General features: G+C 71.9%; 12 protein-coding genes. 4 read left to right on the top strand and 8 right to left on the bottom strand.

Going from position 1 to position 12,655, the window contains the following annotated elements; all coding sequences use genetic code 11:
- Complete coding sequence (gene purE / locus AC3EN4_RS05345) at nucleotides 1–492, top strand: 5-(carboxyamino)imidazole ribonucleotide mutase (RefSeq protein ID WP_422740586.1); 492 nt, start codon at nucleotides 1–3, stop codon at nucleotides 490–492.
- Nucleotides 493–546: 54 nt separating this feature from the next.
- On the opposite strand, the gene AC3EN4_RS05340 is transcribed toward purE, so the two are convergent.
- Complete coding sequence (locus AC3EN4_RS05340) at nucleotides 547–870, bottom strand: nuclear transport factor 2 family protein (RefSeq protein WP_435204791.1); 324 nt, start codon at nucleotides 868–870, stop codon at nucleotides 547–549.
- Between the two features lie 117 nt (nucleotides 871–987).
- A complete protein-coding gene (locus AC3EN4_RS05335; protein ID WP_435204790.1) occupies nucleotides 988–1,818 on the bottom strand; it encodes an SDR family NAD(P)-dependent oxidoreductase in 831 nt (276 codons plus the stop codon).
- 58 nt (nucleotides 1,819–1,876) lie between these two features.
- Between AC3EN4_RS05335 and AC3EN4_RS05330 the strand changes: the two genes are divergently transcribed.
- Complete coding sequence (locus tag AC3EN4_RS05330) at nucleotides 1,877–2,533, top strand: TetR/AcrR family transcriptional regulator (RefSeq protein WP_435204789.1); 657 nt, start codon at nucleotides 1,877–1,879, stop codon at nucleotides 2,531–2,533.
- Between the two features lie 149 nt (nucleotides 2,534–2,682).
- Here AC3EN4_RS05330 and AC3EN4_RS05325 read toward each other — a convergent pair whose 3' ends face one another.
- Both AC3EN4_RS05325 and AC3EN4_RS05320 read right to left on the bottom strand, forming a co-directional pair.
- A complete protein-coding gene (locus AC3EN4_RS05325; RefSeq protein ID WP_435204788.1) occupies nucleotides 2,683–7,581 on the bottom strand; it encodes an SCO7613 C-terminal domain-containing membrane protein in 4,899 nt (1,632 codons plus the stop codon).
- Between the two features lie 153 nt (nucleotides 7,582–7,734).
- Nucleotides 7,735–9,162 carry a UDP-glucose dehydrogenase family protein gene (locus AC3EN4_RS05320; protein ID WP_422738375.1) on the bottom strand — a complete coding sequence of 476 codons (1,428 nt, stop codon included), beginning with the start codon at nucleotides 9,160–9,162 and terminating at the stop codon, nucleotides 7,735–7,737.
- A 250-nt stretch (nucleotides 9,163–9,412) separates the two neighbouring features.
- Between AC3EN4_RS05320 and AC3EN4_RS05315 the strand changes: the two genes are divergently transcribed.
- Nucleotides 9,413–10,576, top strand: coding sequence for an acyl-CoA dehydrogenase family protein (locus AC3EN4_RS05315; RefSeq protein ID WP_435204787.1), 1,164 nt, complete (start codon nucleotides 9,413–9,415; stop codon nucleotides 10,574–10,576).
- Between the two features lie 206 nt (nucleotides 10,577–10,782).
- Nucleotides 10,783–10,995 carry a DUF397 domain-containing protein gene (locus AC3EN4_RS05310; protein ID WP_435204786.1) on the top strand — a complete coding sequence of 71 codons (213 nt, stop codon included), beginning with the start codon at nucleotides 10,783–10,785 and terminating at the stop codon, nucleotides 10,993–10,995.
- A 31-nt stretch (nucleotides 10,996–11,026) separates the two neighbouring features.
- Here the strand turns inward: AC3EN4_RS05310 and AC3EN4_RS05305 are convergent, their stop codons facing one another.
- Genes AC3EN4_RS05305 through AC3EN4_RS05290 form a run of 4 tightly spaced genes read right to left on the bottom strand, consistent with a single transcriptional unit; the run spans nucleotide 11,027 to nucleotide 12,634 of the window.
- Nucleotides 11,027–11,455 carry a hypothetical protein gene (locus tag AC3EN4_RS05305; protein WP_435204785.1) on the bottom strand — a complete coding sequence of 143 codons (429 nt, stop codon included), beginning with the start codon at nucleotides 11,453–11,455 and terminating at the stop codon, nucleotides 11,027–11,029.
- Nucleotides 11,445–12,110, bottom strand: a complete 666-nt coding sequence (locus AC3EN4_RS05300; RefSeq protein ID WP_435204784.1) for a hypothetical protein — start codon at nucleotides 12,108–12,110, stop codon at nucleotides 11,445–11,447. Before AC3EN4_RS05300 ends, AC3EN4_RS05305 begins: the two co-directional genes overlap by 11 nt.
- Entirely contained in the window at nucleotides 12,107–12,367 is a 261-nt protein-coding gene (locus AC3EN4_RS05295; protein ID WP_435204783.1) for a hypothetical protein, read from the bottom strand. The genes AC3EN4_RS05300 and AC3EN4_RS05295 overlap by 4 nt, the downstream gene beginning before the upstream one ends.
- A gap of 3 nt (nucleotides 12,368–12,370) precedes the next feature.
- Nucleotides 12,371–12,634, bottom strand: coding sequence for a hypothetical protein (locus tag AC3EN4_RS05290; protein ID WP_435204782.1), 264 nt, complete (start codon nucleotides 12,632–12,634; stop codon nucleotides 12,371–12,373).
- Nucleotides 12,635–12,655: the final 21 nt, after the last annotated feature.

The raw sequence follows: 12,655 nt of genomic DNA, 5'->3' as shown, positions 1-12,655 counted from the left end.
ATGACCACCGTCGGGCTGATCATGGGCAGCGACTCGGACTGGCCGACCATGCGGGCGGCCGCCGAGGTGCTCGACGACTTCGAGGTGTCGTACGAGGTGCGGGTCATCTCGGCACACCGGACCCCGGTCGCCATGATCGACTACGGTCGCGAGGCCGTCGACCGCGGGCTCAAGGTGATCATCGCGGGTGCCGGTGGCGCCGCCGCCCTGCCGGGCATGGTCGCCTCGGTGACGCCGTTGCCGGTGATCGGTGTGCCGGTGCCGCTGAAGCACCTCGACGGTATGGACTCGCTGCTGTCCATCGTGCAGATGCCGGCGGGGATTCCGGTGGCCACCGTGTCGATCGGGAACGCCCGCAACGCCGGCCTGCTGGCCGTACGGATCCTCGGCGCGTCCGACGAGACGCTGCGGACCCGGATGGCCACCTACCAGCAGGACCTGGAACAGCTCATCAAGACGAAGGACGCGGCCCTCCAGGCCACCCTGCCCTGATGGCTCCGTCCCCGGGCCGGGGAAGTACTTGAGGCTGCCCCGGCCGGTGGTGAATCAGACGGGTTCGATCGCGAGGTTGGTCACCTGATCGTCCTTGATGTCGAACTCGAATGCGAAAGACAAGGGTCCGCCGGGGAAGTCGCCGTCCCCGGAGGCCACCAGCCGGTCGTCCGCGAACGAGGTCGGCGTGAGTACGACCTTGGGGTCGATGAGGTGCCCCTGGATCCACTCGCGGATCTCGGCCTCGCCGGTCCAGGTCTTCCCGTCATCGCGCACGGTGGCCCCATCGCCGAACACCGCGGCCAGTTCATTCACGTCGTGCGCGTTGGTGGCCGCGATGAAAGTGTCGACGGCCTTGGGCAGGGTGATGTCGTTCATGTCTGCTCTCCGGTTTCTCAAGGTGCCCGGACCCGGGCGTGTGCTGGTGAATCTCCGCCGTGCTGCTGAGCTGTCACGGCCGTGCGGCGTGGCGATCAGTTCGAGGTGCTGACCGGCTCAGAAGTCCGCGCTGCGGGAAAGCTTCTCGTTCGCGCGCAGTTCCGCCAGCGCGTTCTCGTGCATGGCGACAACGGCGTCGTACCCGGAGTTGCCGAGCACGATTCGTTTCGGTGGTAGGGGTGCGTTCATCGCGTTGAGCACGGCCTGCACTCCACGAACGGGATCGCCCGCCTGCCTGCCGTCATGTTCCACGAACGCCGCCTTGACGCCCTCGACCATCGGCACGTAGGCGTCGACGGTCTCATTGACGGGCTCGTTCTGGAAGTAAGCGAAGGCCTTGGTACGGAACGCGCCCGGCTCGACGACGAGCACCCGTACGCCGAACGGCTCGACCTCCTGGCGCAGTGCTTCGGACAGTCCCTCGATCGCGAACTTCGCCGCCGTGTAGTAGCCGAACCCTTCCGTGGCGACGAGGCCGGCCACCGAGGACATGTTCACGATCCAGCCGTCGCCGCGTGCCCGCATGCCGGGCAGGACCGCGCGCATGACCTCGACCACGGCGAACAGGTTGAGGTCGAACGTGCGGCGGACGATCTCGTCCGGGGCGCCCTCGACCGAGCCGTACCAGCCCCGACCCGCGTTGTTGACGAGCACGTCGATTCCGCCGAACCGCTCCTCTGCCGTCTTGACCGCCGCACGCACCTGGTCGGCATCGGTGACGTCGAGCTGGAGAACCAGCACCCGGTCGCCGTACGGTTCCGCCCATTCCCGTAGCTCAGCGGGTCGTCGGGCGGTCACCACCACCCGATCGCCCTGGTCCAGTGCGGCCTCCGCGTAGACCAGGCCGAACCCTCCGGGCGTCCCACCCGTGATGAACCAAGTCCTCATGGACTTCTCCTCTCGCTATAGAACGCAATGTAGCGCTATGTAAGTTACTATAGCAACCATGCAGAACGCACGAGATCGACTGCTGCTCGCCGCAGCGGAGTTGCTGCAGGCCGGCGGCACGATGTCCACGAGGGCGGTGTGCGAGCGCGCGGGCGTGCAGGCACCGACGCTGTACCACCACTTCGGCAGCAAGCAGGGCCTGATCGACGCCGTGGTGAACCACGGTTTCACCCAGTACACGGCGGTCGAGAGCTCCGGCGACCCGCTGGAGGACCTGCGTGAGGGCTGGGACAGGCACGTACGGTTCGGGCTGGAGCACCCGTCGTTCTACGGGCTGCTCTACGGGCGCGTCGAGCCGGGAAAACCCTGCGCCGTGACCGCTCCCGCGCATGCCGCGTTGCGTCAGCGGTTCACCGACACCGCAGCCCAGGGCCTGCTCAAGGTGCCGGTGGACGACGCCGCCGAGCAGGTGCTCGCCGCCAACGTCGGCATCACGCTGACGTTGATCAGCCAGCCGGAGCCGGATTTCGAGCTGTCCCGACGCGTCCGCGAGGCCGCGCTGGCCGGTGTCCTGCGCACGCCCTCCACCGAGGTCCCCGCGACCCGTACGAGCGCCGCCCTGACGCTGCGTGCGCTGGTCGCCAACGACCCGGGCGACCTCACCCCAGGCGAACGCGCACTACTAGACGAACTACTGGACCGCCTGGCCCGCTAGGGTCCGGCCTCCGCGATCTTGCACTTTCGGTGGTTTTTACGCGGCATATGTCCAACTATGCGGCGACAGAAAGTGCAAGATCGCCGAGACCCGCAGCGAGACCCGCGGCGGACCCGGCACGCTCACCCACGCCGCAGGGACCCTCAGGTTCATCTCATGCCGCGTAGGGCGGTCTGGAGGCGTTCCTGGGCGCGGCGGCGGCGTTCGTTGCTGGCGCCGAGGACGAGCAGCAGGATGCCCACCGGGATCAGCGCCAGCCACGGGCCGAGACTGACCAACGCGTGGATCGCGGCGATCGCGGTGACCGTCGCGCCGACGATCACCGGCGCCTGCTGCCGGCTGGACGAGCCGAAGATCAGCACCGCCACCGCGCCGAGCAGCAGCAGCATCTGCCGCAGCGTGCTGGACTCGGTGGCCAGCACGATCGCCAGCGTCGGCACGAACGCGGCGACCAGCGCCGGCCCGTACGCCACCCAACTGCTCAGGTCCGGTCGGTGCCGCAGTTCCAGGATGCCGACCAGCAGCGCCAGCGCGGCGAACGGCAACGTGTACGCCTCGGGCAGCGCCACGTCGGCGACCCGCATCAGGATCCACCAGGCGGTGATCTCGCAGAACACCACCGCCCAGAAGAGGATCCGGCGCTCCACGGGCCGTCGACCGGGCCGGGTGGCCGCCACGCCGAGGACGGCACCCCATGCGGCCAGCAGGGCGGCGATGTGCCGTGGTGAGTCGAAGGCGAGCGCCAGCGCGATGAGGGCCGCCGCGTACCCGCTCCACTGCACGGTGGACGCCTCGCGCTGCGCCTCGGGGCGGCGCAACTGCGGCAGGGTCGCCGCGAGCACCTGGAGGACCGCGCCGACGGCGAGCACGCCGAACGCGGACCAGACCGGGGCCAGCCCGGCGATCAGGCCGGCGGTGAGCACGAAGAGTTGGGCCATGATCGAGGCGAACAGCCAGCCGAGGATGCGGGCCCGCTGGGTGGTGCCGAACAGGGCCGCCACCGCCCCGACGCCGACCGCGCCGCCGAGGGTGAACAGGGTCAGTTGCCGCTCGGCCAGGCTGCCGGCGAGGCCGGCGCCACCGGCGGCCAGGCCGATGACGAACACCAGCACCCGGGCCAGCCGCAGCGAACGGGCCGGCTCCACCAGCGGCGGTGGTGGGGTCAGGGCGAGACCGAGCATGGCAATGCTGAACACGGAGAGCGCGGCGAGGGTGCTCGCCGGCCACCTGCTGCCCAGCGCGATGGGCGCGATCAGCAGCGTGACGGCGGCGCCGGGGAGCACCACCGGTACGGCCCGGGACCGCCGTCCGCCGCTGAAACCGGTGGCGGCCAGGGCTGCCGTCGCCGTGAGGAGGAGCGCGGTCAGCACGTGGGTCGGGTTGACCACGTCCGGCGGCGGGTTGAGCAGTTCCGGTGGCGGACCCTGCCAGATCCGGTTCACCGTGTGCTGCGGCTCGACCAGGGCGAAGAGCAGCGTGGGTGCGATCGTGACGACGGCCAGGGCGGTCGGCAGCGCGGCGGCCGCGAGCGCGCCGGCCGAGGGGCTGACCCGCCACCGTCGCCGATCCGGATCGTCCGGCAGCCGGCGTAGCGCGCCGTCGAGCAGCACCGCCCAGCGACGCACCGGCTGGGCGGCGGCGGCGGGCGGCACGGTCGCCGCGCGGACGAGTTCGGCGAGGACGCCGAGCAGCGCGGCGGCGGCCGCGAAGACCCCGACGGGAAGCCCGGTGGGGATGGCGGCGACCGCGCTGATGCTCGCCCCGCCGACCACAGCCACACTGACCCAGGGCAGGTACTGCGGGACGTGCCGGCGTGCGGCGGCCACCCCGGCCAGCCCGAGGCTCGACGCGGCCAGCGCGGCGGTCAGCACCACCTGCGCCGAGTGCTGGAACTCGACGGCCAGCGCCGCCACCGCGCCGGGCAACGCCAGCAGCGCGGCACCGGCCGCCGCGCCGCCGATCTGCGCCAGGTGCGGCGGCATGCCCTCGGTCTCCAGGTCGGTCACCTGGGGTCGGGCGAGTATCCGGGCCAGCGTGGCCACCACGACACCGATCAGCGCGATGCTGCCCAGCGCCAGCGCGGTGGTCCACGGGCGGACCAGGCCGGCGCCGGCCCCGTGCAACGCGACCACCCCGGCCACGGTGGCCCGGGACAGCCCGGCCCGGGGCTCCTCGCTGGCCACCGCGGCCATCCCGAAGACGGTGGCGACCATCGCTCCGACCAGCACCGGCGACCACCAGGGCAGGTCGAACGCGGCCGGCGCGCCGATGGTGGCGAGCACCACGGCCACCCCGGACGCGTCCCACCGCCAGGGCGGTGGCAGCAGGACACCGGCGGCGACGGCCAGCAGCAGCAGCGCGATCGGCGCCTGCCAGGTCGAGCCGCCGGTCGGCGCCGCCGGCCAGTTGCTCAGGTCGCCGTTCCAGATCGGCCCGGGCGTGGCCAGCACGCCCACGCCACCGCGCAGCGCCGTCCAACCGGCGAGCACCCCGATGAGTACGCCGCCGACGGCGATGCCGAGGATCGGGCCGCGTCGCCACTCCTCGGGCATGGCGCGGGCGGCCACGGCGACGACCAGGACCAGGCCGGCGGCCACCGCCAACTGCCCACCCGGGGCGAGGACCGCGGCGATCCGCACCATCGTGGCGATCAGGGCGGTGGTCACCGCCGCGGCGGCCAGGTCGGAGCCGTCCAGGGTGAGGTCGGAGCGGCGACCGGCGTCGATCGAGGGAGCCAGGAAGAGCAGCACCGCGGCGATCAGCAGCAGCGCCCCGACCCAGGCGTCGGCGACGGTGGCGCCGGGTGCGCCGAAGGCGGCGGCGGTGACGACGAGCGCACCCATCCCGGTGCCGACCGACAGCGGCACCGGGATGCGCCGCTGGGAGACCTGCACCATCGCGGCGTACCCGAGGGTCACGCAGACGGCCAGGAAGCTCGCCGCGAGCACCGGGACGGTCGCCTCGCGCAGGCTGGCCGGGGTGGGGGTCTCGTCGACGGGCACGGTGGCGGCCACGAACGCGGCCACCGCGCCGGGCAGCGCGAAGGCCGCGCCTCCGGCGGCCCACTCGGTGACCGTCTCGGCGGTGGCCGAGGCGATGCGTACCCGGGGAGCCAGTGCGACCAGCGCGCCGGCCGCGAACAGGGTGAGCAGGACGGCGGCCGTGAGCGCGGGCCGGGACAGGCCGGCGCCCGCGCCGAACAGGCCCACCACGGCCGCGCCGACCCCGTGGGCCAGGGCGGCCCGGGAGGTACGCGCGGAGAGGCCGATGACGCCGATGCCGATCGCGGTGATCACCATCGGCCAGGGGGCGGCCGCCCAGCCGAGGCCGAACGACGCCGGTACGGCGAGCGCCGTCAGCGCGGCACCGGCGACCGCGAACTCCCGGCGGATCTCCGGTGGCAGGGCCAGCATCGCGGCGATGGTGAGCAGGAACGCGGCGGCGGCGAGCTGCCAGGTGGTCGGGCCGACGGCGGCGGCCAGCTCGGCGGCGTGCCGGTCGAGGTCGGCGTCCCAGGCGGGCAGCGCCGCCCGGACGGGCGCGACGCCGGCCCGCAGGGCGCCGCCGGCGACCACCAGCCCGCTGACGGTGAGCGCCACCGCCGAGGCGATCTGCGGGCCACGGCGGGCGGCCTCGGGGATCGCGCGTACCGCCAGTCCGGTCGCCGTGATCACCGCCGCGATCAGCAGCAGCGCCTGACCGGGCAGGGCCACCGAGGCGACCCGGCCGAACGCGCCGATCACGGCCAGGGTGACGATGCCGGCCGCCACGTCGGGCAGCGGTGGTCGGCGCAGTACCAGCGCGCCGGCCAGTCCGACCACGGCGGCCAGCAGGAGCACCAGCCCGGCACCGGTCGCCGTCGGCACGGTCTGCGCCCGCAGCAGGGCGGTGACCGCGTACGCCAGGGCGACCGCGACCGCCACCGCGTGCAGCGACCAGGTCAGCTCGCGCAGCCCGGGCACCGGGCGGGCGGGCCGGGTGTCGGCGGCGCCCGCGCCGGCGTCGACCACCTCGCCGGCCTCCTCCGGATCGCCCTCCGGCCGGGCCTCGGCGTCGCGCTGCCGGGGCGTCGTCGACGGCTCGGCCGGCTGCGGCAGGTCCTGCCGGACGGGGCGCTCCACCACGAGCGGGGAGCGGGCCAGCCAGAGGTCGAGCAGGGCCACCAGGGTCAGCACCAGCGCCCAGCCGCCCGGCCCGGTGATCCGGTCGTACGCGAGCAGCGGTAGGACCGGCTGCGCGGCGACCACGGTCGCGAAGCGGGGTGCGCGCAGGCCCGTCCAGGCGGCGTACCCGACGGACACGGCGGCGGTGGCCGCGAAGATCAACCCGGCGAAGACGGCGCCCGAGGTGCCGCCGCCGATCCGGTCCACCGCCCAGAGCGCGTAGCCGGCCAGCGGCACGAGCAGCAGACCCACCGCCGAGATCGTCTCCGCGGTGGAGGTGAGCCCGCGCCGGGCCAACGCCGGTGGGGCGAGCAACATCAGCGCCGTGGCGAGCAGCAGGACGCCGAGGCGGGCCAGCGCGTCCATCGAGCTGGTGGCCACCGCGGCGAAGACCACCGCGGCCACGGCGAGCAGCAGCGCGCCCAGCCCGAGCGGGATGTTCTGCACCTCCCGGCTGGACGCCTCCGGCGGGTGCTCGGGGTCGTCGGCGTCCAGCCAGGACGCCCGGGGCGGGGGCGGCGGCGGATCCTCCGGGGCGGGCGGCATGCCCTGGCGCGGAACGCGGGGCGGCGGCGCGCCGGTGGTGGCCGTCGGCGGGCGGCGACCGGGACGGCGGCGAAGCACCCGGCGCGGCCGGGTGGCCTGCTTGACCCGTTCCTCACCGGCGTGGGCGAGGATGTCCCGCTGGAAGAGCGCGGCCTGCATCTTGGCGGCGATCTGCCGCTGCTCGCGGGCGATGGCGGCGTCGCGCGCCTTCATCTCCGCGATCGAGCGCTCGATGTCCGCCAGATGTTCCACCCACTGGGGCTGGTCGGCCCCGCAGTGCGGGCAGTGCACGGCCGGCTTGATCTCCCGGCCGCACGAGGAGCATTGAAAGGTCGCCACGACACCCCTCCACCCGCCGCACTGTGGACTCCCACTGTCGCAGCATGCCCAAAGCTGGCGCGGATTTCGACACTTGTCGGCGGGTCCGGGGCAAACAACATGATCGGCCGGCCGCGCGGAGTGCTGCGCGACCGGCCGAGGGGTGGTGCGTCGTCAGGGGCGGCCCATGCCCCGGTACTCCCAGCCGGCCTGGGTCCACAGTGCCGAGTCGAGACAGTTCCGCCCGTCGACGACCTTGCGACCGCCGACCAGCTCGCCCAGGGCGACCGGGTCGGCGTTGCGGAAGTCCGCCCACTCGGTGAGGACGCAGACCAGGTCCGCGCCGGCGACCGCCTCGTTGATGCCGGGCTCGTAGGTCAGCTCGGGCACCGCGCGGCGGGCGTTCTCGGTGCCCTGCGGGTCGTACACGTGCACGTCGGCGCCGGCCTTCTGCAACAGCGCGGCGACGGCGAGCGCCGGGGCGTCGCGGACGTCGTCGGTGTTGGGCTTGAAGGTCGCGCCCAGCACGGCGATCCGGGTGCCGGAGAAGTCCGGGCCGGCCGGCCCGGAGCGGCGGCCGAGCAGGTCCGCCGCGAGCTGGAGCACGCGGGTACGACGGCGCAGGTTGATCAGGTCGACCTCGTGCAGGAAGCGCAGCGCCTCGCCGGCGCCCAGCTCCTGTGCGCGGGCCTGGAAGGCGCGGATGTCCTTGGGCAGGCAGGCGCCACCGAAGCCGAGGCCGGCCTGGAGGAACCGGTTGCCGATGCGGGGGTCGTACCCGATGGCCCGGGCCAACTGGGTGACGTCGCCGCCGCTGGCCTCGCAGACCTCGGCCATCGCGTTGATGAACGAGATCTTGGTGGCCAGGAAGGCGTTCGCCGCGACCTTGACCAGCTCGGCCGTGGCGAAGTCGGTGACCACCAGGGGCACCTCGCGGTCCTCGGTGGCGGCCAGGTCGAAGACGCCCTTGTGCGCGGCGTAGAGCATGCCGTTGGCCCACTCGCTCTTCACGCCGACCACGATCCGGTTGGGCCGCAGCACGTCGTCTACGGCGAAGCCCTCCTGGAGGAACTCCGGGCTCCACGCCACCTCGACGCCCAGGTCGTCGGGGGTGTGCTTGCCGACCAGCTGCTCGACCCACTCGGCGGTGCCCACCGGCACGGTGGACTTGCCGACGATCAGGGCCTTGCGGGTCAGGTGCTGGGCGAGGCCGGTCACCGACGCCTCGACGTATGACAGGTCGGCGCCCATCCCGTCGGCCCGCTGCGGGGTGCCGACGCAGATGAAGTGCACGTCACCGAATTCGGCGGTCTCGGCGATGTCGGTCGAGAACCGCAGCCGGCCGGCGGCCAGGTTGCGCTTGAGCAGCTCGTCGAGGCCGGGCTCGTGGATCGGCACCTCGCCGGCGTTCAGCTTCGCGATCTTGTCCGCGTCGACGTCGAACCCGAGCACCTCGTAGCCCAGCTCGGCGTAGCAGATGGCGTACGTCGCACCGAGGTAACCGGTCCCCAGGAACGTCACCCGCGGCCGAGGCGCCCCCGAAGGCGGCGTCACCGCGGCGATGGCGGGGGTCGGCTGGATGGTGGGGTAGGGGATCGTCACGCCTGTCTTCTCCGCTCGCACTGGCGGCGCGTCGTCGCGTCGCATTCTGCTGCGGCGCCTGGGCGGGCACCGGAGGGGTGGCTCACTGTCTGCCTTCCATCATCACCCAGCGGCGCGGATGCTCCGTCATGCCCATACCTACGCGCCGGTAACATCACCTGAACTGCAGTCGCTATCCTTCAGTCTGCGCGGTCGGCGGTCAGGGGAGGCCACAGACTGCGCATGATAGCGGTGAAGGGGAGGGGCCGACATGGCCGCAGGGGAGTCGTTCGACGTCTACCGGTTGCCGGAGGAGCACGAGGCGATCAGGGAGGCGGTCCGGGAGGTCTGCGCCGCCAAGGTGGCGCCGCACGCCGCCGAGGCCGACGAGACCGGGGAGTTCCCCAAGGCGTCCTACGACGCGCTGCGGGCCGCCGACTTCCACGCCCCGCACATCCCCGAGGAGTACGGCGGCGCGGGCGCGGACGCCCTGGCCACCGCCATCGTGATCGAGGAGGTGGCGCGCGCCTGCGCGTCCTCGTCGCTGATCCCGGCGGTGAACAAGCTCGGCACGATGCCGCTGCTGCTGGCCGGCTCCGACGAGATCAAGCGCCGCTACCTGACGCCGGTCGCGGCGGGCGACGCGATGTTCTCGTACTGCCTCTCCGAGCCGGAGGCGGGCAGCGACGCGGCGTCCATGACCACCCGCGCGGTACGTGACGGGGATCACTGGGTTCTCAACGGCGTGAAGCGGTGGATCACCAACGCCGGAGTCTCCGAGTTCTACACCGTCTTCGCCGTCACCGACCCCACCGCCCGCTCCCGGGGCATCTCCGCCTTCGTGGTCGAGAAGTCCGATCCCGGGGTGAGCTTCGGCGCGCCGGAGAAGAAGCTCGGCATCAAGGGCTCGCCCACCCGCGAGGTCTACCTGGACAACGTGCGGATCCCCGCCGACCGCATGATCGGCCCGGAGGGCACCGGCTTCGCCACCGCCATGCAGACCCTGGACCACACCCGGGTCACCATCGCCGCCCAGGCCGTCGGGATCGCGCAGGGCGCGCTCGACTACGCCAAGGGGTACGTCGCCGAGCGCCGACAGTTCGGCAAGGCGGTCGCCGAGTTCCAGGGCATCCAGTTCATGCTCGCCGACATGGGCATGAAGCTGGAGGCGGCCCGGCAACTCACGTACGCCGCCGCCGGCAAGTCCGAGCGGGGCGACGCCGACCTGACCTACTTCGGCGCGGCGGCCAAGTGCTTCGCCTCCGACGCCGCCATGGAGATCACCACCGACGCGGTGCAGTTGCTGGGCGGCTACGGCTACACCCGCGACTACCCGGTCGAGCGGATGATGCGGGACGCCAAGATCACCCAGATCTACGAAGGCACCAACCAGGTCCAGCGGATCGTCATGGCGCGGCAGCTCCTGAAGGGCTGAATCAGGCCACTGGTGACAGCGGTGGAATAGCGCCCTCGTCGATCTCGACAACGGGGGCGTCCACCGCGTTGGTCGCCGTCATCGGGTGAGCCCGACAACCGCGGTCAGTCGGGCCAGGTCGGTGGCTGGCGGGCCGTTGTGGGCGAGGTCGGTGATGGGGGTACGGGCGGCAGGGCGGCAGGTCGAGCAGGTCGTGGGCGTGTCGAGTGTCCCCGTTTGCGGCGGCGGCCATGGCGGCCTGGAGCAGCAGGGTTCCGCACACGTCGAGCCGGTCCGGCAACAACGGTCAGTGCGTGGAGGTGCGGGAGCGTGGCGCTCGGGTCGACGTCCGCGACTCCAAGGTTCCCGGCGCCGGAACGTTGAGCTTCGAGCCGGCCGCCTGGGAGTCGTTCCTCGGCAGCATCAAGGGATCGCGCTGAGAGCACGTCCCCGGTAGACCGATCACACTGCCTAGAGGTATTCGGCGGCGAGTTGCTCTGCCTCGCTCACGAATCCGTCCAACTCGGCTGGTGCCAACCTCGCCTCAAGGAGTAGCTGCCCGAGGATGAAGACCTGGGCGGCGATCAAAGTCTCGACTGGGACGTTGTCAACCAGTTCCTCTTCACCGAGGGCAGCGCGGATGAGACCCTCCATTTCGAGGGCCGGCAGAGTGTCTCCCTCCTGATACTGGGAACGGGCCGCCGCGACCCAGGCCGCTACCTCACTAGGGGTTGCTTCTGGCTCGAAACGCCGGTGAACGGCAAGGGCGAACGCGGCTCCGATGACCTGAAGACCACCGACCCAGCCGCTCCGGCCGATCTCCCCGACCAACGCATCGGCGGTATCCCAGTCAGCTCGGGCCAGTGCCCGGATCAGGTCGCTGAGCGCTTTAACCTGCACGTTTCCGAAACCTCGCAATCAATTTGCCAGTCGCCGTTGCGAACCGGCTCGCCGCCACCCCTGCCAGCAAGCCGACAACCACGAGATTTCCGGCGGCCTCGGCGCCATCGATCTTTGTCCGTGGTGGTGCCTGCGGGACGGTGGGGGTGCCAGTGCCCGTCGATTGTGTCCCAGCGGGACCCTTCGGGTCACGAAAAACCTTGATCAACTGCTGTGTCTTATCGACGGCAGTGGTGGCGTGCTCCTGAAGGTCGTCAGCCCTTCGCACCGAGCGGTTGAGCCAGCCCCGCGCCTTCGCGCGAGCGAACTCACGCCGATCGCTGTCCGCCATCAGCTCATTCCCGGAAGGCGGCCCTGAACTGGCAGCTGACGGCCGAGGTGCTGAACCGGGAGCGATGGCGTTCAGAAACTCGGCGACGTTCCGGGCTGCGTCGCTGCTCAGCCGCGCAAGCCGGTACGCCTTGTCGACCCCAGTACGGCTCTCAACTATCGCCGCGCGAAGCTTCGGATGGTCAGTGCCTCGGCCGAGCTCGGCATACCGGCCGTTTCCCTCGGCGACATCCGTTGCGGCGCGGCTTGCCTGGACCGCCACCTCGTCCAGCCGATCGATCGTGGACCTGAGCTGCGCCACGACCTGGCCGAGTAGGCTGCTCACCCGAGCGCCCGCCGGAACTCGTCCCCATTCTCCTGGGCGGCGGTGATGACCCGGAGGGTCAGCTTCACCTCACGTACCGCCTCGGCCAGTGCCCGTCGGGCCTGCTCGGCCTCCTCGCGCCGGCTGTCATGCAGGGTGGGGAGCATGACTCCAGCAGCTTCATCCAGGGAATCACCGATGCCCTCGATTGTCGTTCTGCCCTGGTCGAGCAATTGACGCGCTTCGGTCAGGGCTGCCTTGATCTCGCCGATGCTCATGGTTCAGCCGAGGATGTTGATGTACTGCCGGGCCGCCGCCGTACTGCCTTGGAGGGTGGTGGCTGCCTCGACCAGGCGTTGCTTGCTCTGCTCGGCGCGCGCGATCGCCTCGGAGAGCGCGGGATGCCCGGTGCCGGCGGCCACCGCGCGCAGTCGGGCGAGCACCTGCTCGGTGCTGTCGATGGCGGCCCGGATCTGGCTCGTCGTCGTGTTGCTCTGCTCGGCTGCCTGGGCGAGTGCGGCTTTGACTTGCTCGATGCTGGCCATGCCGTCCCTTCCGGTCGACTA

The sequence above is a fragment of the Micromonospora sp. bgisy143 genome (genome assembly GCF_057708145.1).
Note: the sequence above shows the minus strand (reverse complement) of the source record. Positions and strands in the feature narration are given on the sequence as shown.

What these genes read in the sequence shown, in the direction of transcription:
- purE (WP_422740586.1), top strand. Translation starts at nt 1, where the DNA reads ATGACCACCGTCGGGCTGATCATGGGCAGCGACTCGGACTGGCCGACC.
- AC3EN4_RS05340 (WP_435204791.1), bottom strand. Translation starts at nt 870, where the DNA reads ATGAACGACATCACCCTGCCCAAGGCCGTCGACACTTTCATCGCGGCC.
- AC3EN4_RS05335 (WP_435204790.1), bottom strand. Translation starts at nt 1,818, where the DNA reads ATGAGGACTTGGTTCATCACGGGTGGGACGCCCGGAGGGTTCGGCCTG.
- AC3EN4_RS05330 (WP_435204789.1), top strand. Translation starts at nt 1,877, where the DNA reads ATGCAGAACGCACGAGATCGACTGCTGCTCGCCGCAGCGGAGTTGCTG.
- AC3EN4_RS05315 (WP_435204787.1), top strand. Translation starts at nt 9,413, where the DNA reads ATGGCCGCAGGGGAGTCGTTCGACGTCTACCGGTTGCCGGAGGAGCAC.
- AC3EN4_RS05295 (WP_435204783.1), bottom strand. Translation starts at nt 12,367, where the DNA reads ATGAGCATCGGCGAGATCAAGGCAGCCCTGACCGAAGCGCGTCAATTG.
- AC3EN4_RS05290 (WP_435204782.1), bottom strand. Translation starts at nt 12,634, where the DNA reads ATGGCCAGCATCGAGCAAGTCAAAGCCGCACTCGCCCAGGCAGCCGAG.